This is a genomic window from Bacillus alkalisoli, from assembly GCF_002797415.1.
In the GTDB taxonomy this organism is placed as follows: domain Bacteria; phylum Bacillota; class Bacilli; order Bacillales; family Bacillaceae_I; genus Bacillus_CD; species Bacillus_CD alkalisoli.
On record NZ_KZ454944.1, the window covers coordinates 1,138,754 to 1,159,347 of the forward strand.

Here is a 20,594-nt window from a genome sequence, read left to right on the forward strand (position 1 = left end):
ATATGCGATTTCTGTATAATATATTTTAGAGCGTATTAGTAGTTTCATTGATTAATAGGTCATTATTAAATGAGTGCAAACAAGGATGTGTCTAGGTTGGGATTTTTACAAAGAAGTAGAAAGCATTTTGATGTTTGGGCAATCTTGAGTATTTTTTTTATTTCTATTATTATAATCCCAAATATCTTAATAGGTATTAATTTTTTTTCAGAGGCAACGGAAAATTGGCAACATATTAAAGATTATCTACTTAAAAATTATATAACTAATACTGTTGTATTAATAATATTTACTGCTTCTTTTACAATGATTATTGGTACAAGTCTTGCGTGGTTAATTTCGAATTATCACTTTCCATTAAGAAAATTTTTTCGATGGGGGTTAATTTTACCATTAGCAATTCCCGCTTATATTGGAGCTTACACATACAATGGAATATTAAATTACACTGGTGTTATTCAATCAACGTTAAGAAATACGTTTGATATTCATGTCACTAGTCAAAAGTATTTTAATATTATGAATATACCGGGAGCCATTTTCATTTTTACCATCTTTTTATATCCTTATGTTTATGTAATTACAAAAGGGTTCCTTGAAAAACAATCAGCAGCTTTATTCGAGAATAGTAGAATATTAGGCGGTGGACCTTTTAAAACGTTCTTTCGTGCAGGATTACCATTATCACGTGCAGCGATTACAGGCGGAGTGGTGCTAGTTATTCTTGAGGTTTTAAATGATTATGGTGTAGTAAGCTATTTCGGAATTCAAACGTTCAGTACTGCTATTTTCAGAACGTGGTACGGAATGAAGGATCTTGACTCAGCTTTAAAGCTAGCAGGTATATTAATGGTTATCGTAATTTTTGTGTTAGTTTTAGAAAGGTTAGCAAGAGGAAAGAAACAGTATAGTTATACTTCTGCGAATATTAGACCGATTGAACCTCAAATTTTAAAAGGATATAAAGGTTGGTTAGTATCTGCTTATTGTGCACTAATTTTTGGAGTGGCTTTTCTAATTCCAGTGTTTCAACTTACTCGTTGGAGCGTTATGACGTTTGAAAAAATTTGGAGTGCTGAATTTATATCATTAATTTTCAATTCTGTTTTTGTAGCAACTATCGCTTCCATAATTATTGTAATAATTGCATTGATTGTAGGCAACTATACACGTTTACACAAAGGTTTGATGCCAAAAGTTTTTTCAAGAATTATAACACTAGGTTACTCGATTCCGGGGGCAGCAATTGCTATAGCAGTTATCACTTTATTTATGTCAATAGATGGATTTTTGGCGTCTGTTACTAACTTTTTTAATATGAACACTCCAATTGTATTACGTACAACATTAGTGATGCTTGTTTCTGCTTATATCATCCGCTTCATGGCGGTAGGGTATAATGCGATTGAAGCGGGTTACGAAAAAATTGGTACTAGCTTTACGGAAGCCTCTAGAAGCCTTGGAATGTCTACAGTAAAAACTTTTTATAAAGTAGATGTGCCAATGTTAAAGGGACCTCTATTTGGTGGGTTTATCCTTGTTTTTGTGGATATTCTAAAAGAGCTTCCTTTAACACTTTTCTTACAACCATTTAATTTTTCAACACTTGCAACACAGGCATACAGATATGCGAGTGATGAAATGGTGCAAGAAGCGGCGTTAGCTTCAATGTTAATCATAATAGTAAGCGGATTGTGTATTTTTTACTTCCATAAAATACTGGATAATAAATAGGGTATGACTATCTAATTTGTAACTTTAAAATGTAAAATATAATTAACAAGGCTGCCTAGAAGTGCTTTCTGGCAGTCCTTTTCTATGTTAAGAAACTCTATCATATGCGTTTGTATTTAATCTAAATTTTCCTTATAAAACTACAAAATTTACACAATATTAAAACGATATTAATTTTACTTCATTGACGAAAAAAAATAGCCTATGCTATAATTAATACTGAAAATCATTATCATTGAATATATATATACAGAAATTTTAAGAGGGGGGCAAATCATGAGTTTTATACAATTACATCAAGTAACAAAATATTTTCATAATTCCAAGCAACCAGCAGTGAATTCCCTCGACTTATCAATAAATGAAGGTGAAATTATTACATTACTTGGCCCTAGTGGATGTGGAAAAACAACAACATTGAGAATGTTAGCGGGTTTTGAACAACCATCTACTGGTACAATTAGAGTTGGCAATGAGATAGTGTATGATCACCGTCGTTCACTTCCACCGGAAAAACGCGGAATTGGAATGGTTTTTCAAGATTACGCACTTTTCCCACATTTAACAATAGAAAAAAATGTAGCATTTGGCTTAAATAAATATAAATCAAAAGAAAAGAAAGAACGTGTACAAGAAGTATTAGAGTTAGTTGGTCTGGCTGACTATGCAAAGAGAGTTCCAAGTGAATTATCTGGTGGACAACAACAACGTGTAGCTCTTGCTAGAGCACTTGCACCGAAACCATTAGTAGTACTGATGGATGAGCCATTTAGTAATCTAGATGCGGGACTTAGAGAAAGAATGCGTTTTGACATTACAAACATTTTACGTAAAGCTAATACAACTGCAATTATCGTTACACATGATCAAAAAGATGCTTTCGCTGTTTCTGACCGTGTTGTAGTCATGAAAGATGGAGAAATTCAACAAGTTGCTTCACCACGCGAAATGTATCGTTGTCCGAAAAATTGCTTTGTTGCACAATTTGTAGGAAAAACGAACCTATTAACAGGAAAACTAGACCAAGACTTAAAGCATGTTCAAACTCATATAGGTAAGGTTTGTCTACCTGTAGCTACTGAAAAATCAATGGATGAAGTGAAAATCTCTATTCGTCCAGAAGGTTGTAGGCTTGTAGAAGAAGGAAAAGGACGTTATTTTGGCGTAGTGGAACGAGTTACCTATAGCGGAGAGTATCAAGAGTTATATATAAGACTTCGTTCAGATATAAATGAAGAGCCTATGGTCTTATACGCACCTGTAAATCAAGATATTGAAATTGGAGCTGTAGTATCATTTGATATTCAATCCGAATTAGTGGCATTAGTGGACTGAAATTAACCTTTGCACATAAAAAACCTCATACAGAGGTTTTTTATTCTTTTATGGATGATTAAATATTCACAGGAAAAACTAATTCATGAAGCATATAATTAGTAACTTTCTTTACGAAATGCTATACTTTTCGTATGTAGTAAGAAGAAAGTTTTTCCAAGTAAATTAAAAGCTTGCTTCATCCTACGTTATATTCAACGTATATTAGGAGGTATTTGAATTGGCAATTTTAAACGTAACAGACCAAAACTTTAAGCAAGAAACTGGCGAAGGTGTAGTCTTAGTAGACTTCTGGGCACCTTGGTGTGGACCTTGTAAAATGATCGCACCTGTATTAGAAGAGTTAGATGCAGACATGGGTGACAAAGTGAAGATCGCGAAAGTTGACGTTGATGAAAACCAAGAAACAGCTGGTCAATTCGGCGTTATGAGTATCCCAACTTTATTAGTATTAAAAAATGGTGAAGTTGTAGATAAAACAGTTGGTTTCCAACCGAAAGAAGCTCTAGCTGAATTATTAAACAAACACCTATAATAAACACGAAAAAAGCCTAGCCTATGCTAGGCTTTTTTCATTTCTTTCGTTTTTCTTGGGAATATACGGAAGTGAAGTTGCTGTTCACTGTAGTAGGAGACTCCTGCGGAGAAGTGCATCAAGGTAGACCCACAGGCGCATGCTCCGAGGAGGATCCCGAGACCACCCGCGGATAGCGAGTACTACAGCGAACAGCAACGATTAGTATCCAATACTTTATGCTTAGGTTTTAAAAAATTTCTTGGGAAATTATGTCGAACTCGGGAAGAGTTGAATGCTTCTTTTTAAAAGAAATTATGATAAAATATCGTTATGCAAAATCGAGAAGAACGGGGGGATAAGAGTGAACACATTAATTAAAGAAAAATTAGCCGTATTACCCGACCAACCAGGCTGTTATTTAATGAAAGACGAACAAGGTACTATTATATATGTTGGTAAAGCCAAAGTGTTAAAAAATCGTGTTCGATCTTATTTCACGGGCTCTCATGATGGAAAAACATTAAGACTAGTCAATGAGATAGTTGACTTTGAATATATCGTCACCTCTTCTAATATTGAAGCACTTATATTAGAACTTAATTTAATAAAAAAACATAGTCCTAAATATAACGTCATGTTAAAAGATGACAAACGATATCCGTTTATTAAAATCACATCAGATCGCCATCCTAGATTAATAATTACTAGGAAAGTTCAAAAAGATAAAGGGAAATATTTTGGCCCATATCCAAATGTACAAGCTGCAAATGAAACAAAAAAATTATTAGATAGAATTTATCCTTTAAGAAAATGCTCTACTCTACCAGATAGAGTTTGTTTGTATTTTCATATGGGACAGTGCTTAGCACCATGTGTTGAAACAGTAACAGAAACAACAAACAAACAAATTGTAGACGAGATTGTTCGATTTTTAAATGGTGGTTATAAAGAAATTAAACAAGAACTAACAGAAAAGATGACAACTGCAGCTGAACAACTAGATTTTGAGCGAGCAAAAGAATTTCGAGATCAAATATTACACATAGAAGCAACAATGGAAAAGCAAAAAATGGAGATGAATGATTTTGTAGATAGAGATGTATTTGGCTATGCGGTTGATAAAGGTTGGATGTGTGTTCAAGTTTTCTTTATTCGACAAGGGAAACTTATTGAGCGTGAAGCTTCTTTGTTTCCGATATACAATGAACCTGAAGAAGACTTCTTAACTTTCATTGGCCAATTTTATGATAAAGCAAGCCATTTCGTACCAAAAGAAATCTATTTACCATCTACAATTGAAATAGAATTAGTAGAAAAGTTATTAGATACAAAAATATATCTGCCTCAACGAGGAAAGAAAAAACAGTTAGTCACTTTAGCAGAAAAAAATGCGAACGTTGCATTAAAAGAAAAATTCACATTAATAGAACGAGATGAAAATAGAACGATTAAAGCAGTTGAAAATATTGGTGCAAAGCTCGGTATTAAAGCTCCATTACGCATTGAAGCTTTTGATAACTCGAATATTCAAGGTACAGATGCAGTTTCGGCAATGGTAGTATTTATTGATGGAAAGCCTAATAAGAAAGATTATCGAAAATATAAAATTAAAACAGTAAAAGGACCTGATGATTACGAATCGATGAGAGAAGTCGTTAGAAGGCGATATTCGAGAGCGTTGAAAGAGGGATTGGCACTTCCTAATCTTATCATTATTGATGGTGGTAAAGGGCATATCCAAGCAGTGAAAGATGTATTAGAGAATGAGTTGAATTTGTTTATTCCACTTGCAGGTTTATCGAAAGATGAAAAACATCGAACGAGTGAACTTATTTCAGGCGATAATTTCGAATTGGTGAGATTAGATAGAAATAGCCAAGAATTTTATTTACTACAACGAATACAAGATGAAGTGCACCGCTTTGCTATCACTTTTCACCGCCAACTCCGATCTAAGTCCGTTTTTCAATCTTCTTTAGATGGGATTGAGGGTGTTGGTGAGAAGCGGAAAAAAGCATTATTGAAACATTTTGGGTCCATTACAAAAATAAAAGAAGCTTCTATAGAAGAGTTACAAAAAGCGGGAGTCCCATTAAAAGCAGCAGAAAATATTTTCCAACACTTAAGAAATGAAAATTAAGAATTGTAACTTCTTTCATAGTTTGATATACTTTGTATGAATTTCATAATGTACAAACTTCAATCTGAAGTAAGATAGAGGTGCGAACTCAATGAGTATGTAGCGGGAGAAGTAAGAGCTTCTGAGAACGTTACAAAAAGGGGAGATTCGCCGAAGTAAAAAATGACTCTTAACTTTTTTTGCTGGTTCTGCGTTTAAGAAATGTAGGACTGTCAGGTAGGTTTAATCTACTTGGAGGGCTATCTCAAGTGCGTGAACGGTTATTTTTATTTAATCTATCACAGCAATGAGAATTAGCTCATTGCTGTTTTTTTATTGCGAAAATTTAGCTTCCCTGTCTAACATTATGAAAAAAATTTAGTAAATAGAAAAGGATGAATAGCATGTCAATCATTGTACAAAAGTTTGGTGGAACTTCTGTTGGATCAGTAGAACGCATCCAAAATGTTGCAGAAAAAGTAATTAATGAAGTGAAAAATGGTCACCAAGTAGTAGTAGTAGTATCTGCGATGGGTAAAACAACAGATCAATTAGTGAAACTTGCGTCAGAAATAAATGCTGAGCCAAGTAAACGTGATATGGACATGTTACTTTCTACTGGAGAGCAAATTACTATTTCATTACTTTCAATGGCGCTACAAGTAAAAGGTTATGAAGCTGTATCGCTGACTGGATGGCAAGCGGGTATCCGTACAGAGCCCGTACACGGAAACGCAAGAATTACGGATATAGAAACGGATAATGTTATAGAGCATTTAAATAATGGAAAAGTCGTTATTGTTGCAGGATTCCAAGGGATTACTTCTAATAATGAAATTACAACGCTAGGTCGTGGCGGTTCAGATACATCAGCGGTTGCTTTAGCAGCAGCATTGAAAGCTAGGAAGTGTGATATTTATACAGATGTTACTGGCGTTTTTACGACTGATCCACGATATGTAGAATCAGCCCGTAAACTACCATCAATTTCCTACGATGAAATGTTAGAATTAGCAAATTTAGGTGCAGGCGTACTTCATCCTCGCGCAGTGGAGTTTGCGAAAAACTATGGGGTAAAGCTTGTTGTTCGTTCAAGTATGGAAAATGAAGAAGGTACAATTATTGAGGAGGAAGTTTCAATGGAAAAGAGTTTAGTAATTAGAGGGATTGCGTTTGAAGATCAAATAACGAGAGTGACAGTTTGTGGATTACCTAATGAATTACACACATTATCAACTATTTTTACAACGCTTGCAAAACACGGAATAAATGTAGATATTATTATTCAATCTATTCTAGATAAAGATACAACAAACATTTCTTTCTCTGTAAAAACGAATGATGTGAAGGGAACAGTGGATGTGTTAGAAAACTATCGTGAGCATTTAGCCTTTACACATATTGAACAAGAGAGTAACTTAGCTAAAGTATCTATTGTAGGCTCTGGCATGATCTCCAACCCTGGTGTTGCAGCTGAAATGTTCCAGGTGTTAGCTACAGAAGGTATTCATGTGAAGATGGTTAGTACGTCAGAAATTAAAGTATCTACAGTTGTAGATGAAGAGAAAATGCTAAATGCAGTTGAAGCATTACACGTAGCGTTTGAATTAGGAGAAGGTGCGGTAGAAGAATTAAAGGCCTAATTAATAGGTTTTGTAAGGTGCGAGATTGAAGACATCACGATGAAGCTCATTTTCAACTTGATAAGGCTGACGAAGTTCATTTCGCTCAAGAAAAAAAGAGAAAATGAACTTGATAATGCCGATGAAGTTCATTTTGCTCAAAGAAAAAAGAGAAAATGAACTTGATAAGGCTGATGAAGTTCATTTTGATCAAGGAAAAATGAGAAAGTGAACTTGATAAGGCTGATGTAGTTAAATTAGCCTCAGAATAAAGAGCCAACTTGATAAGCTCGATGAAGTTCAACTAGCCCCAGAGCCAGATGAACTTCATAAGCCCGATGAAGTTCAACTAGCCACATAAAAAAGAGCCAGATGAACTTCATAAGCTCGATGAAGTTCAACTAGCCCCAGAAAAAAGAGTCAGATGAACTTCATAAGGCTGATGAAGTTCAACTAGCCCAAGAAAAAAGCAAAAGATGAACTTCATATACAAGATCAATAACAATAGAAAAAAACTGCCCAGAATCTTATAAAAATCCTGGGCAGCTCTTTTCTTTAACCTATCTGACTCCGTAATAACCTATAATAACTACTTATCCCACTGAACCGTAATAACTCTTTTATTTTTCTTTTTTATTTCTTCTATAGCTTCCGTTGTTTTATCTTTCATGCGCTGTATTTGCTCGGCAATGAATCCTGCTTCTAATTGGAAGGATGCATCTTTATTTACATCACATCTTCTAGCAACATATCCACCTTCTAACACAAACGTCATTTCATATTTCTTTTCATCCTGAATATGTAAATTTCCCCAACCTGCTTCATCGAAAAAGGAAATAATTTCATCTATAGTAGATAAAGGGAACTTTCTTGCTAGTTGTTTACCAGACCAATACATCAACTGGGCATGATCTTTGCCGAATACTTCTGGAAGTAATACTTCACGCAATAATTCGTATCCAAAGGCGGGCACTTTAACTTTTTCTACTGTTTCGTTTATTGATTCATTACTCATAAATAATTCCCCACTTTCTTTTCACCAATCATTATTATATACCATTCCCACTAATTTCAGAAATGAAGCAATGGAATGATTTCATTCTAGTAAAATATTATTTCCCTAGCTTATCGATGTAAGTTAATAAAAGATTTTATAAAATTACAATTTATGCCCACCTTTCCTTGACGCTCGGTATACATGGGAGTAAAATAAAACTTGTCGAAGAATTGTCGATAAATATGCAAAGGCTTTCATTTTATCGAAAATTTAAACAAGGATGGGCAGAGATTGAGAAGTTTTTCACTATAATAGTGAAACGGAATCTTACTAACATCTAATCTATTTTTTACACGAAAAAGGGGGTACAGAAATGGCTCAAAATAATGAATTCTTATTAAGAAGACTCCATTCACTACTAGGGGTAATTCCTGTGGGACTCTTCCTAATTCAGCATTTAGTTATTAACTACTTTGCTACAAGAGGGCCAGAAGCTTTTAACAACGCGGCACACTTTATGGAAAACTTGCCGTTTCGTTACGTTTTAGAAATTTTTGTAATTGCACTTCCTATTTTATTCCATGCTATTTACGGATTATACATTGCATTCACTGCGAAAAACAATGTAAGTAAATATGGCTATGTACGTAACTGGATGTTCGCATTACAACGTATCACTGGAGTTATTACATTAATATTTGTTGTATGGCACGTATGGGAAACGAGAATTGCTGCTGCACTTGGAGCAGATGTTAACTACAATATGATGGCTGAGATTTTAGCTTCTCCAGCTATGTTCTGGTTCTATATTGTTGGTGTAATTGCAACGATTTTCCACTTTGCAAATGGCTTATGGTCATTCTTAGTAAGCTGGGGTATTACTGTAACTCCTCGTTCTCAAATGATTGCTACTTACGTAACGATTGGTATTTTCTTTGCCCTTTCTTACGTTGGAGTAAGAGCATTACTAGCATTCGTATAATACGCAACTAGCATTAGAAAAAGGAGTGAGTTACCAAGATGAGTAAAAAAGTTATTGTTGTCGGCGGTGGACTTGCTGGTTTAATGGCGACTATAAAAGTAGCAGAAGCTGGCGTTCCTGTAGATTTATTTTCATTAGTTCCAGTAAAACGTTCTCACTCAGTGTGTGCCCAAGGTGGAATTAACGGGGCGGTAAACACGAAAGGTGAAGGAGATTCTCCTCTTGAACACTTTGATGATTCCGTATACGGTGGAGACTTTTTAGCTAACCAACCACCTGTAAAAGCAATGTGTGAAGCTGCACCTGGAATTATTCACTTATTAGACCGTATGGGAGTTATGTTTAACCGTACTCCAGAAGGATTACTAGATTTCCGTCGTTTCGGAGGTACACAACATCACCGTACAGCATTCGCTGGAGCTACGACTGGTCAACAGTTACTTTATGCACTAGACGAGCAAGTACGTCGTCATGAAGTTTCTGGTTTAGTAACAAAGTATGAAGGTTGGGAATTTTTAGGTTCTATCATTGATGATGAAGGAATTTGTCGTGGAGTTGTTGCACAAAACTTAACATCAATGGAAATCGTATCATTCCCTGCAGACGCTGTTATTATGGCAACAGGTGGACCTGGTATTATCTTTGGTAAGTCTACAAACTCTGTTATTAATACAGGGGCAGCAGCTTCCATCGTATATCAACAAGGTGCATACTATGCAAACGGAGAATTCATTCAAATTCACCCAACAGCAATTCCTGGAGACGACAAGTTACGTCTAATGAGTGAAAGTGCTCGTGGTGAAGGTGGACGTGTTTGGACATATAAAGACGGTAAACCTTGGTACTTCCTAGAGGAAAAATATCCTGCATACGGAAACCTAGTACCACGTGATATCGCAACTCGTGAAATTTTTGATGTGTGTGTTAACCAAAAGTTAGGTATTAACGGCGAAAACATGGTTTACTTAGATCTTTCTCATAAAGATCCGAAAGAACTAGACATTAAACTTGGTGGTATTATCGAGATTTATGAAAAGTTCATGGGTGATGACCCACGTAAAGTACCAATGAAAATCTTCCCAGCGGTTCACTATTCTATGGGTGGAATTTGGGTTGACTATGATCAAATGACAAACATTCCTGGATTATTCGCAGCAGGTGAGTGTGATTACTCCCAACATGGTGCAAACCGTTTAGGTGCTAACTCATTACTTTCTGCTATTTATGGTGGTATGGTAGCTGGACCTAAAGCTGTTGAATATATGAAGGGCTTAGAAAAGTCTGCTGATTCTTTATCTTCTTCCCTATTCGATCGTTATGTAAAAGAAGAAGAAGCAAAATGGAACAACATCATGAGCATGAATGGTACAGAAAATGCTTATGTACTTCATAAAGAGCTTGGTGAGTGGATGACGGATAACGTAACTGTTGTACGTTACAACGACAAGCTATTAAAAACAGATGAGAAAATCGTAGAGTTATTAGAGCGTTATGAAAACATCAATATTAACGATACTGCAAGATGGAGCAACCAAGGAGCGGCGTTCACTCGTCAATTATCCCACATGTTACAACTTGCTCGTGTTATTACAATTGGTGCTTACAACCGTAACGAAAGCCGTGGAGCTCACTATAAACCAGAATTCCCAGATCGTAACGATGAAGAGTTCTTAAAGACTACAATGGCTAAATTTACTGGCGCTAAATCTGCTCCAGCATTCCATTATGAGGATGTAGATACGTCACTAATTCCGCCACGTAAGCGTGACTACACAAAGAAAAAATAGGGGGGAAATAATGATGGCTACAGAAACAATGGTTACTTTTATCATTGAGCGTCAAGATGGTCCAGATGGTAAAACATATGAAGAAACATTTAATTTACCTTATCGACCAAATATGAACGTAATTTCTGCATTAATGGAGATTCGTCGTAATCCAGTGAACGCAGATGGTAAAGAAACAACACCAATCAACTGGGATATGAACTGTTTAGAAGAAGTTTGTGGAGCATGTTCTATGGTTATCAACGGAAAGCCTCGTCAGTCTTGTACGGCGCTTGTTGATCAATTAGAGCAACCAATCAGACTTCAACCGATGAAGACATTCCCAGTAGTACGTGACTTACAAGTTGATAGAAGTCGTATGTTTGATTCTTTGAAAAAGGTTAAAGCATGGATTCCTATCGATGGAACGTATGATCTTGGACCTGGACCTCGTATGCCAGAGAAAAAGCGTCAATGGGCTTATGAACTTTCTAAATGTATGACGTGTGGAGTATGTTTAGAAGCATGTCCAAATGTGAACAGCAAATCTGACTTCATCGGACCTGCTCCATTATCTCAAGTTCGTCTATTCAACGCACATCCAACTGGTGCAATGAATAAAGGTGAACGTTTAAATGCGATTATGGGTGATGGTGGGTTAGCTAACTGTGGTAACTCCCAAAACTGTGTTCAATCATGTCCAAAAGGTATTCCTTTAACTACATCGATTGCTGCACTAAACCGTGATACTACTTTCCAAATGTTCCGTAACTTCTTCGGAAGTGACGAAGTTTAATACTATTATAAAACGCCTCTATATGAAGAGGCGTTTTATTCTATCTATTTCCTCACAGAATACTACCTCAATGAACCTTCAAAAAATAGGAGTTGAATAAATTGAAAAAGATAAATTATATTAACGACTTTTCCAATTGGATGAATGAGTTCTCATTCAGTCATCTTATTAAAGTAAGATTTTCCGAAACAGATATGTTTGGTCATATGAATAATACTGTGCCGTTTGTATATTTCGAAGAAGCTAGAATCGAATATTTCAAGAATCTTGGCTTTATGCAAGAATGGGCAATGCCTTCAAGTAATACAATACCGGTAGTTGCAGATCTCCAATGTGATTATGTGAATCAGGTTTACTTTGGTGAACAGATTAGAGTGTTCGTTAAAGCAAATGATATTGGAACATCTTCTGTCGATCTGCATTATATGGGATTAAAGGATAATGGAGATGTTTGTTTTGTAGGAAGAGGGCGAATGGTCCAGTTAAACAAACAAACTGGTAAAGGTGACCCTTGGACAGCAGAAATGAAAGATAAATTCTTTACAGCAGTATCAAAAAATATTTGAGCCAGTTTCATTAGGTATGTTTACTAAAAAAAATCCTTAAATCTGTTCTTTCAACTGTAACTTTAACCAACATTTTCACATATTATACCATGACTAAATATCCACCCATCCACGATGTTCAGCTCTGGCTAAGGCAAGGAGGGTTACATTCATTGAAGGAGAAAGAGTTTCAACCAAAGCCATTGCTCACTAAAAGAGAAAGAGAAGTTTTTGAACTGTTAGTACAAGATAAAACAACGAAAGAAATCGCGGGAGAGTTATTCATAAGCGAAAAAACAGTTCGGAACCATATTTCAAACGCTATGCAAAAGCTTGGAGTTAAGGGGCGATCTCAAGCAGTTGTCGAGCTACTTCGTATGGGAGAGCTAGAGCTTTAACCACTTGCAAAGCTGACAAGAGGGAAGGTTATCTTGAACAACATGGAACCTCTTATTTCACATAAATTCATGATGCCCTTTCCTTTTTTCGTCAGCTTAAAAAACTAGGTTTAGTGCTTTTATTATCGAGAATACCTTGCAATTTTCATAGAAAAATAAGAAAATGATAAGTGAACATAAGTTATTGTTTAGTAAACATATCTATTTTAGAAAGATTATCAGCCATGACCTAACAAAAAATTGTACAAGCTTCAGCTGATGTTTATACATATCAATATAGGGGAAGAGGGTAGAGAATGACACAACAACAAAATGTTATTAAAAACGAAAAATCAGTAGCAAATATTGAAAAGTCATTACGATATATCGCTACTTTAGTAAAACAAAAAGGACGCGAAATCTTAAGTAATTATACGATTACGCCTCCACAATTCGTTGCTTTACAATGGTTATTAGAAGGCGGAGATATGACAATTGGAGAGCTATCTACTAAAATGTATTTAGCTTGTAGTACAACGACAGATTTAGTGGACCGTATGGAAAAGAACGAATTAGTCCAACGTGTAAAAGATCCAAATGACCGTAGAGTAGTACGTATTCATCTTCTAGAAGAAGGTGAAAGAATTATCGCGGAGGTAGTAAAGAAACGTCAAGAATATTTACAAGGAATATTAGTGAACTACACTCCTGAAGAAATATTAGTTTTAGAAAAATGTTTATCGCGTTTACATCAAGATATGAAAGAATGAGGGATATTTTTTGCAAAGACCGATTGGAGTTATTGATTCTGGAGTAGGTGGCCTTACTGTTGCAAAAGAAATAATGAGGCAATTGCCGAAAGAAAGAATCATCTACCTAGGAGATACAGCTCGGTGTCCTTATGGCCCGAGAAATAAAGAAGAAGTTCGAGAATTCACATGGGAAATGACAAATTACCTATTACTACACCATGACATTAAAATGTTAGTAATTGCTTGTAATACTGCAACTGCTGTAGCGTTGGATGAAATAAGTGATAGATTACCTATTCCAGTTATCGGTGTTATTGAACCAGGTTCACGAACGGCGCTTAAAGTTACATCAAATAGGCATGTAGGTGTTATAGGTACAGTAGGTACGATAACGAGTGGTGCATATGAAAATGCATTAAAAACAATAAACTCAGAAGTGCTAGTAGAAAGTTTAGCTTGTCCTCCATTTGTTCCATTAGTGGAAAGCGGCGAATATGAGGGAGAGCTTCCAGACCAAGTTGTTAAAGAAACCTTATTGCCTATACTTAATAAAGGAATCGATACATTAATTCTTGGGTGTACACATTATCCTTTACTTAAAGAATCCATTCAAAAAGCTGTAGGTCCTTCAACGGAAATTATTTCCTCTGGAGATGAAACTGCTAGAGAAGTTAGTACTATTCTTGATTATAAGAAATTATTAAATCGCCAAAAAGCAAGATCTCAAGATCATCTTTTCTTAACAACAGGACCGAAAGAGATTTTCCAAAAAATCGCATCTAAACTATTTGAACAATCTATCGAAAACGTTGAAACCATCGTACTAGAAAAAGTAAATAGCTAAACCGTACCCCGCTTACTAAAAATAAGCGGGGTTTATTTCAGGGAAATTACAGGTGCCTGTAATTTCCCTGAAATTTTTTGGGGTGAAAAATTTATGGTTAAGCTTGTTCTAATTTTTTCTAAGGCTCGTATACATATTAGTACAAACCGTCATGGGAGGGAAAGTTATGTCTAAGAGAAAATTAAAGATTACCGCTGCTTCTGTGCTTGCTTCTTCAATGTTTTTAGCTGGATGTGGATTGTTTGGTGGGGATGAGAAAGCAGGTAATGAATTAAAAGTACCAACAGATGTTTCATATCAAGATGATACAGAAAACAATGATACATCGAATAATGGCGATGAAAACGTTGCTGCTGATATGGTGGAAAGAGAAATTTATTTAATTGATAGCAATGGATTTGTTGTTTCTCAATCTGTTATGTTACCAATTACAGATTCACCAGCAAAACAAGTGCTTAGCTATTTAGTTACAGGGGGACCTGTTGATGAAATGTTACCAAATGGTTTTCGAGCAGTTTTACCTGCTGGAACAGAAGTGGATGTCAATCTGAAAGAAGATGGCACAATTGTTGCTGACTTCTCAAATGAATTTTCTGACTATGAGCCACAAGATGAAATGGCCATTTTGCAAGCTGTAACGTGGACACTAACGCAATTTGATAATGTGGAAAAAGTAGAATTAAGAGTAAATGGCCATGAACAAAAGTTTATGCCTGTGAATAAAACACCAATTAACAATAGTTTAAGCCGTGCAGATGGTATTAACCATGACACGACAGAAGTGTTAGACATTATGAACACACGTCCTGTAACGTTATATTTCTTAGCGGAATCTAACGATGGAGAAACGTATTATGTACCTGTTACGAAACGTATGAAAGTTTCGGAGTCAAACAACTATGAAGCAATTGTAAAGGCATTAATTCAAGGACCAGCCTATACTTCAGGTCTAGTTGGAGACTTCAATCCGCAAGTGGCACTTATGGCGGAACCTAAATTAGAGAATGGTAATTTAACATTAAACTTTAACGAATCTATTCTTGGTAGTTTCGAAGGAAATAAAATCTCAAAAACTGTAGTGGACGCACTAGTACTAACGTTAACAGAACAAGCTGGAGTTGATTCTATCTCTATCACTGTTAACGGTGAAGGTGAGTTAATGGCGACAGATGGTACAAATGTATCGGAACCAGTGTCACGTCCTGAAAAGGTGAATACAGGAAGGTTTTAATCTTTGATTTTTGATATACTATAAAGGAAAACTGGAAGGGGTTAGCGTAAGCTACCTCTTCTTCTGTTTGTGATGAATGTGAAAAATAAAGGAGCACAAAGCAAATGACAAGAGTAGATGGTAGACAAAAAAACGAAATCCGTACTGTTGAAATTATTCCTAACTACATTAAACACCCAGAAGGATCTGTACTTATTTCTGTCGGTGATACAAAAGTTATTTGTACAGCAAGTATTGACGAAAGAGTACCTCCTTTTATGCGTAACCAAGGGAAAGGTTGGATTACAGCAGAATATTCTATGTTACCTCGAGCTACAGAACAAAGAACAATGAGAGAGTCAACAAAAGGAAAAGTTACAGGTAGAACGATGGAAATTCAGCGTCTAATTGGCCGAGCACTTCGATCTGTCATTGATTTAGAAAAAGTAGGAGAGCGCACAATTTGGATTGATTGTGATGTTATTCAAGCAGATGGTGGAACTAGAACGGCTTCCATCACAGGTGCGTATGTGGCATCAGTTTTTGCGTTACATAAACTTTTAAAAGATAAAAAAATAAAGAAGTTACCTGTTCATAACTTTTTAGCGGCAACTTCAGTAGGCGTTGACCCAGAACATGGCGAGATTTTAGACTTAAATTACATAGAAGATTCAAAAGCAAATGTGGATATGAATGTTATAATGAATGGAAAATTAGAGCTAGTGGAGGTCCAAGGTACTGGTGAAGAAGCTACATTCTCACGTAGTCAATTAAATAACCTTCTCGACTTAGCAGAAGAAGGAATATTAGAATTAATAGAGCACCAAAAAGAAGCGTTAGGTGAAATTGCTACATTAATAGGTGATGGGAAATGAAAGAGTTAATAATTGCTACAAATAATAAAGGCAAAGTAAAAGAATTTCAAAATATTTTTTCAGCTAAAGGGTATTCAGTAAAATCATTAAAAGACTTTCCAGAAATACAAGACGTAGAAGAAACAGGTACGACATTTGAGGAAAACGCGCTCCTTAAGGCTACAGAAGTTTCTAAAACACTTAACGTAGTAGTTATAGCCGATGACTCTGGTTTGGAAGTGGATGCTTTAGATGGAGAACCTGGGGTTTATTCAGCACGCTATGCTGGGAATGAAAAAAGTGACGAAGCAAACATAGATAAAGTGTTAGAAAAATTGCAAGGTGTTCCTGCGGAAAAAAGAACAGCCAGGTTCGTTTGCGTACTAGCAGTTGCAATGCCAGACGGTGAAAGTTTTACGGTAAGGGGAACGTGTGAAGGGTTTATAGCTTCAGAGCGAAAAGGTGAAAATGGCTTTGGTTATGATCCGATTTTTTATATAAAAGAAATAGATAAAACGATGGCTCAACTTTCAAAAGAAGAAAAAAATAAAATTAGCCATCGTGCAAGAGCGATAGAACGATTGGAAAAACGTTGGGAGAAACTGTAAAATCAAGGAGATTTTATTCCATGAAAGTATTAATAATAAGTGATAATCATGGCGATGAGGAACTGTTAAAAGAAATAGCAAAAAGGCATTCGCCTGAAGTTAATGCACTGTTTCATTGTGGGGATTCAGAGTTAGCTGCAAACAGTGAAGCAATGAAACATTATGAAAGTGTTCGTGGTAACTGTGACTATGATTCGAATTATCCGCAAGAATTAACGAAAGATGTAAATGGTGTACGTTTTTACATAACACACGGTCATCTACATCAAGTGAAATCAACGTTAATGCCAATAAAATATAGAGCGGAAGAAGTAGGTGCTAGAGTTGTTTGTTTCGGACACTCTCATATTGCAGGGACTGAGATGGTAGATGGCATATTATTTATTAATCCAGGCAGTATCCTACTTCCTCGTATGACAAAGGACCAATCCTATGTTATACTAGAGTATAGTGATAATGATTTTTCAGTACTTTACTATAATGAAATAGGTCATTTGTTAAAATCTTTTTCTTTTAAAAACTAATATTTAACAGGGAAGTATTAATACTTCCCTGACTTATAAAAATTATGGTAGAAAAATTTACGAAAAAGTGTTGACTTTATTATTTGGTTCTCCTATAATAAATCTTGTCGCTGCTAGTTAACATGAAAAAATTGCTAACAAGTTAAGACCTAAACATAATATGTCCCAGTAGCTCAGCTGGATAGAGCAACGCCCTTCTAAGGCGTGTGTCGGGGGTTCGAATCCCTCCTGGGACGCCATTTTACACCATAGAATTTTGTTTATGAGCACTTTGCAAAGAGTGTTGATAAATTTAATTCTGTGGTGTTTTTATTTTTCTACATAAGCTAACCCCTAACAGCCAACTTCTAATTACTATCTACTAAAAGCACCTTGTACTCTCCACCAACTACTGATAAACTTTAAACAAATAATTCACAAAAAAAACAGGGTGGTACAGATCAATGAAAAAAGACAAACAAAATATCGTACAATTCCCTAACCTAAAACAACGATTGCTCGAAAAAGCGATGGAAACAATGAAGCAAAAAAATTTTCATGACGCCTTAAAGCTATTCGAAGAAGCACAAGACTTTGAATTTGCACCTGCAGAAGTGGAATTAGGTATCATCGTTTGCCTAATGGAAACAGGAGACTTACAGGAAGCGAAACAAAGGTGCAAAAGACTATTACAAGAAGACATTGGAGACTATTTTCATACATTACAAATGTATATCACGATCCTCATCCAATTAAAAGAGTATGAAGAAGTGAAACTCACGATTGAAGCAATCCTTCAAGAAGAAAGAATACCAGCCCAACAAGCACAAACGTTTTATCAACTTTTAGAATTTGCAAGAAAGATGCTTCCATATGAAGAACAGAGCGAAAAACTAAAAGACGAAACAAAAGATGGTCAGCTTCAAATAGACGAATTAATAAATGGCGACACTCAAAAACAATATATGATCATTCAACAACTAAAACATTTACACGTACGACCGTATAAAGAATACATATTAAATTACTTAGAGGATTCCAATCGACATCCAGTATTAAAAACATTTTTATTGAATGTTCTAATGGAACAAGAATGGAATATAGAAGTTACCGTTCAAAAGCTTAGTCGAACAATTAAAGTAAAGCCAATTGAACTAAATTTTGATACAAAGTCATCATTTTTACTAAGTGTGGAGTCTATTCTTGATGATAAAATAAACTCGAACAATCCTACAATGTTTGACACACTACAGGATATGATTGTTCGTTTACATGCTGTACTTTTTCCGCTTACATTAGAAGGGGAAAACGCTAAAGTATGGGCTGCGGCATTACATAGTTTAGGAAACGAATATTACGGTTTTACTGCGGAACTTGACCATGTTGCACTAGATTACGATGTGGACATAAATCAACTATCCACAATCAGAGATACAATTGTAAAACTTGAAGAATTTTCATATTTACAATTATAATCGTTATTGTTGAAGAAAAAGAATCATGTGTTATAATATAATGGTTGTAAACTGTATATAAATCATATTTTAAATTTATGTAGATATGGGAATACAGTAATTAGACCTTATGACATAGGGAAAATTTAATCGCTATGTACATGTACCACCTACATATAAGTAGTGTGCAGAATAGGTAATGTTAGTTTCATTAGGTTAGACTGACCATTATCATTTCGAAAATAGATTGTTGGAGGGAAAATCAATGTCTGCAAAATGGGAAAAATTAGAAGGTAATGAAGGCGTATTAACAGTAGAAGTTGATGCAGAAACTGTTAATAAAGGTCTTGACGAAGCTTTTAAAAAGGTAGTACAAAAAGTTAATGTTCCAGGTTTCCGTAAAGGGAAAATGCCTCGTGGAATGTTTGAACAACGTTTCGGCGTGGAATCTTTATTCCAAGACGCTCTAGACATCATTCTTCCAGAAGCATATGCTAGTGCAATTGTTGAAGCTGGAATTGAGCCAGTAGATCGTCCAGAAATCGATGTTCAAGATATGGCTAAAAACCAACCTTTAGTTTTCACTGCTAAAGTTATTGTTAAGCCAGAAGTTAAATTAGGCGACTACAAAGGGTTAGAGGTAGAACGATTAGAAGCTACTGTAACAGACGAAGAAGTAGATGCAGAATTAAAAACATTACAAGAGCGTCAAGCTGAGCTTGTTGTAAAAGAAAGTGGCGCAGTTGAAAACGGCGACACAGTAGTAATGGATTTCGAAGGTTTCGTTAACGATGAAGCATTTGAAGGTGGAAAAGGTGAAAACTACTCCCTTGAAATTGGTTCTGGTCAATTCATTCCAGGTTTTGAAGATCAATTAGTTGGTTTAGAAGCTGGAGTAGAAAAAGACGTAGAAGTAACTTTCCCTGAAGAGTACCATGCTGAAAACTTAGCTGGTCAACCAGCTGTATTCAAAGTTACTGTACATGAAATCAAAACAAAAGAATTACCAGCATTAGACGATGAGTTTGCTAAAGAAGTTGATGAAGAAGTAGAATCTTTAGAACAACTTAAAGCAAAAACAAGAGAGCGTTTAGAAACTTCTAAAAAGCAAGATGCTGAAAACCACTTAAAAGATACTTTAGTGGAAAAAGCTACTGAAAATGCAGAAGTAGAAATTCCAGAAGCAATGGTTAACACAGAAGTTGACCGTATGGTTCGCGAATTCGAACAACGCCTTCAAATGCAAGGTATGAATCTTGAACTTTACTTCCAATTCTCAGGTCAAGACGAAGAAGCTCTTCGTGGACAAATGAAAGAAGATGCTGCTAAACGCGTAAAAATGAACTTAACATTAGAAGCGATTGCAGTAGCAGAAAACATTGAAGTTACGGAAGAAGAAGCGAACGAAGAGTTAGAAAAAATGTCTGCAATGTACAACATGCCTATTGAACAAATTAAACAAGCATTAGGTAGCATTGAAGGCGTAAAAGAAGATTTAAAAATTAGAAAAGCAATGGATCTACTTGTAGAAAACAGTAAAGATGTTGCATAATAGTAAATAAGAAACAAGGCGCGATTT

Annotated in this window: 19 protein-coding genes, 1 tRNA gene and 1 riboswitch; of the genes, 19 read left to right on the plus strand and 1 reads right to left on the minus strand. The window is 35.5% G+C overall.

Going from position 1 to position 20,594, the window contains the following annotated elements; translation table 11 throughout:
* The first annotated feature begins 96 nt into the window (after positions 1-96).
* The 5 genes from CDZ89_RS05420 (at position 97) to CDZ89_RS05440 (ending at position 7,348) form a co-directional block, all read left to right on the plus strand.
* Positions 97-1,734 carry an ABC transporter permease gene (locus tag CDZ89_RS05420; protein WP_227521445.1) on the plus strand — a complete coding sequence of 546 codons (1,638 nt, stop codon included), beginning with the start codon at positions 97-99 and terminating at the stop codon, positions 1,732-1,734.
* A 276-nt stretch (positions 1,735-2,010) separates the two neighbouring features.
* Positions 2,011-3,069 (plus strand): ABC transporter ATP-binding protein, encoded by a 1,059-nt coding sequence (locus tag CDZ89_RS05425; RefSeq protein WP_096153088.1) that lies wholly within the window; start codon positions 2,011-2,013, stop codon positions 3,067-3,069.
* Positions 3,070-3,289: 220 nt separating this feature from the next.
* Positions 3,290-3,604, plus strand: coding sequence for a thioredoxin (gene trxA / locus CDZ89_RS05430; protein ID WP_096153090.1), 315 nt, complete (start codon positions 3,290-3,292; stop codon positions 3,602-3,604).
* 343 nt (positions 3,605-3,947) lie between these two features.
* Positions 3,948-5,726: an excinuclease ABC subunit UvrC gene (gene uvrC / locus CDZ89_RS05435; protein ID WP_096153092.1), complete on the plus strand. Its 1,779-nt coding sequence runs from the start codon at positions 3,948-3,950 to the stop codon at positions 5,724-5,726.
* 67 nt (positions 5,727-5,793) lie between these two features.
* A riboswitch (Lysine riboswitch) is annotated at positions 5,794-5,976 on the plus strand.
* Between the two features lie 133 nt (positions 5,977-6,109).
* Complete coding sequence (locus tag CDZ89_RS05440) at positions 6,110-7,348, plus strand: aspartate kinase (protein ID WP_096153093.1); 1,239 nt, start codon at positions 6,110-6,112, stop codon at positions 7,346-7,348.
* 568 nt (positions 7,349-7,916) lie between these two features.
* Here the strand turns inward: CDZ89_RS05440 and CDZ89_RS05445 are convergent.
* Positions 7,917-8,342 (minus strand): YslB family protein, encoded by a 426-nt coding sequence (locus CDZ89_RS05445; protein WP_096153095.1) that lies wholly within the window; start codon positions 8,340-8,342, stop codon positions 7,917-7,919.
* A 355-nt stretch (positions 8,343-8,697) separates the two neighbouring features.
* Here CDZ89_RS05445 and CDZ89_RS05450 point away from each other — a divergent pair, with 355 nt between their 5' ends.
* The 14 genes from CDZ89_RS05450 (at position 8,698) to tig (ending at position 20,567) form a co-directional block, all read left to right on the plus strand.
* Positions 8,698-9,306: a succinate dehydrogenase cytochrome b558 subunit gene (locus tag CDZ89_RS05450; protein WP_096153097.1), complete on the plus strand. Its 609-nt coding sequence runs from the start codon at positions 8,698-8,700 to the stop codon at positions 9,304-9,306.
* A 38-nt stretch (positions 9,307-9,344) separates the two neighbouring features.
* Positions 9,345-11,093, plus strand: coding sequence for a succinate dehydrogenase flavoprotein subunit (gene sdhA / locus CDZ89_RS05455; RefSeq protein WP_096153098.1), 1,749 nt, complete (start codon positions 9,345-9,347; stop codon positions 11,091-11,093).
* Between the two features lie 13 nt (positions 11,094-11,106).
* A complete protein-coding gene (gene sdhB, locus CDZ89_RS05460) occupies positions 11,107-11,868 on the plus strand; it encodes a succinate dehydrogenase iron-sulfur subunit (protein ID WP_176483826.1) in 762 nt (253 codons plus the stop codon).
* Between the two features lie 101 nt (positions 11,869-11,969).
* Complete coding sequence (locus tag CDZ89_RS05465) at positions 11,970-12,434, plus strand: acyl-CoA thioesterase (RefSeq protein WP_096153102.1); 465 nt, start codon at positions 11,970-11,972, stop codon at positions 12,432-12,434.
* A gap of 152 nt (positions 12,435-12,586) precedes the next feature.
* Positions 12,587-12,811, plus strand: a complete 225-nt coding sequence (gene gerE, locus CDZ89_RS05470) for a spore germination transcription factor GerE (protein WP_047972062.1) — start codon at positions 12,587-12,589, stop codon at positions 12,809-12,811.
* A 296-nt stretch (positions 12,812-13,107) separates the two neighbouring features.
* On the plus strand, positions 13,108-13,560 hold the full coding sequence (locus CDZ89_RS05475; RefSeq protein ID WP_096153104.1) for a MarR family winged helix-turn-helix transcriptional regulator: 453 nt from the start codon (positions 13,108-13,110) through the stop codon (positions 13,558-13,560).
* 10 nt (positions 13,561-13,570) lie between these two features.
* A complete protein-coding gene (gene racE, locus CDZ89_RS05480) occupies positions 13,571-14,386 on the plus strand; it encodes a glutamate racemase (RefSeq protein WP_096153106.1) in 816 nt (271 codons plus the stop codon).
* A gap of 166 nt (positions 14,387-14,552) precedes the next feature.
* A complete protein-coding gene (locus CDZ89_RS05485) occupies positions 14,553-15,617 on the plus strand; it encodes a GerMN domain-containing protein (RefSeq protein WP_096153108.1) in 1,065 nt (354 codons plus the stop codon).
* Between the two features lie 104 nt (positions 15,618-15,721).
* A complete protein-coding gene (gene rph, locus CDZ89_RS05490) occupies positions 15,722-16,471 on the plus strand; it encodes a ribonuclease PH (protein ID WP_096153110.1) in 750 nt (249 codons plus the stop codon).
* Entirely contained in the window at positions 16,468-17,058 is a 591-nt protein-coding gene (locus CDZ89_RS05495; protein ID WP_096153112.1) for an XTP/dITP diphosphatase, read from the plus strand. The genes rph and CDZ89_RS05495 overlap by 4 nt, the downstream gene beginning before the upstream one ends.
* A gap of 20 nt (positions 17,059-17,078) precedes the next feature.
* Positions 17,079-17,582: a metallophosphoesterase family protein gene (locus tag CDZ89_RS05500; RefSeq protein WP_096153114.1), complete on the plus strand. Its 504-nt coding sequence runs from the start codon at positions 17,079-17,081 to the stop codon at positions 17,580-17,582.
* Between the two features lie 162 nt (positions 17,583-17,744).
* Positions 17,745-17,821 (plus strand) — tRNA-Arg (locus CDZ89_RS05505).
* A gap of 204 nt (positions 17,822-18,025) precedes the next feature.
* Complete coding sequence (locus CDZ89_RS05510) at positions 18,026-19,036, plus strand: tetratricopeptide repeat protein (RefSeq protein ID WP_096153116.1); 1,011 nt, start codon at positions 18,026-18,028, stop codon at positions 19,034-19,036.
* 244 nt (positions 19,037-19,280) lie between these two features.
* Entirely contained in the window at positions 19,281-20,567 is a 1,287-nt protein-coding gene (tig, locus tag CDZ89_RS05515) for a trigger factor (RefSeq protein ID WP_096153118.1), read from the plus strand.
* Positions 20,568-20,594: the final 27 nt, after the last annotated feature.

Coding starts and splice junctions, on each gene's coding strand:
- CDZ89_RS05425 (WP_096153088.1), top strand. CDS start 2,011: ATGAGTTTTATACAATTACATCAAGTAACAAAATATTTTCATAATTCC.
- CDZ89_RS05440 (WP_096153093.1), top strand. CDS start 6,110: ATGTCAATCATTGTACAAAAGTTTGGTGGAACTTCTGTTGGATCAGTA.
- CDZ89_RS05445 (WP_096153095.1), bottom strand. CDS start 8,342: ATGAGTAATGAATCAATAAACGAAACAGTAGAAAAAGTTAAAGTGCCC.
- CDZ89_RS05450 (WP_096153097.1), top strand. CDS start 8,698: ATGGCTCAAAATAATGAATTCTTATTAAGAAGACTCCATTCACTACTA.
- sdhA (WP_096153098.1), top strand. CDS start 9,345: ATGAGTAAAAAAGTTATTGTTGTCGGCGGTGGACTTGCTGGTTTAATG.
- sdhB (WP_176483826.1), top strand. CDS start 11,107: ATGGCTACAGAAACAATGGTTACTTTTATCATTGAGCGTCAAGATGGT.
- CDZ89_RS05475 (WP_096153104.1), top strand. CDS start 13,108: ATGACACAACAACAAAATGTTATTAAAAACGAAAAATCAGTAGCAAAT.
- CDZ89_RS05485 (WP_096153108.1), top strand. CDS start 14,553: ATGTCTAAGAGAAAATTAAAGATTACCGCTGCTTCTGTGCTTGCTTCT.
- rph (WP_096153110.1), top strand. CDS start 15,722: ATGACAAGAGTAGATGGTAGACAAAAAAACGAAATCCGTACTGTTGAA.
- CDZ89_RS05495 (WP_096153112.1), top strand. CDS start 16,468: ATGAAAGAGTTAATAATTGCTACAAATAATAAAGGCAAAGTAAAAGAA.
- CDZ89_RS05500 (WP_096153114.1), top strand. CDS start 17,079: ATGAAAGTATTAATAATAAGTGATAATCATGGCGATGAGGAACTGTTA.
- CDZ89_RS05510 (WP_096153116.1), top strand. CDS start 18,026: ATGAAAAAAGACAAACAAAATATCGTACAATTCCCTAACCTAAAACAA.
- tig (WP_096153118.1), top strand. CDS start 19,281: ATGTCTGCAAAATGGGAAAAATTAGAAGGTAATGAAGGCGTATTAACA.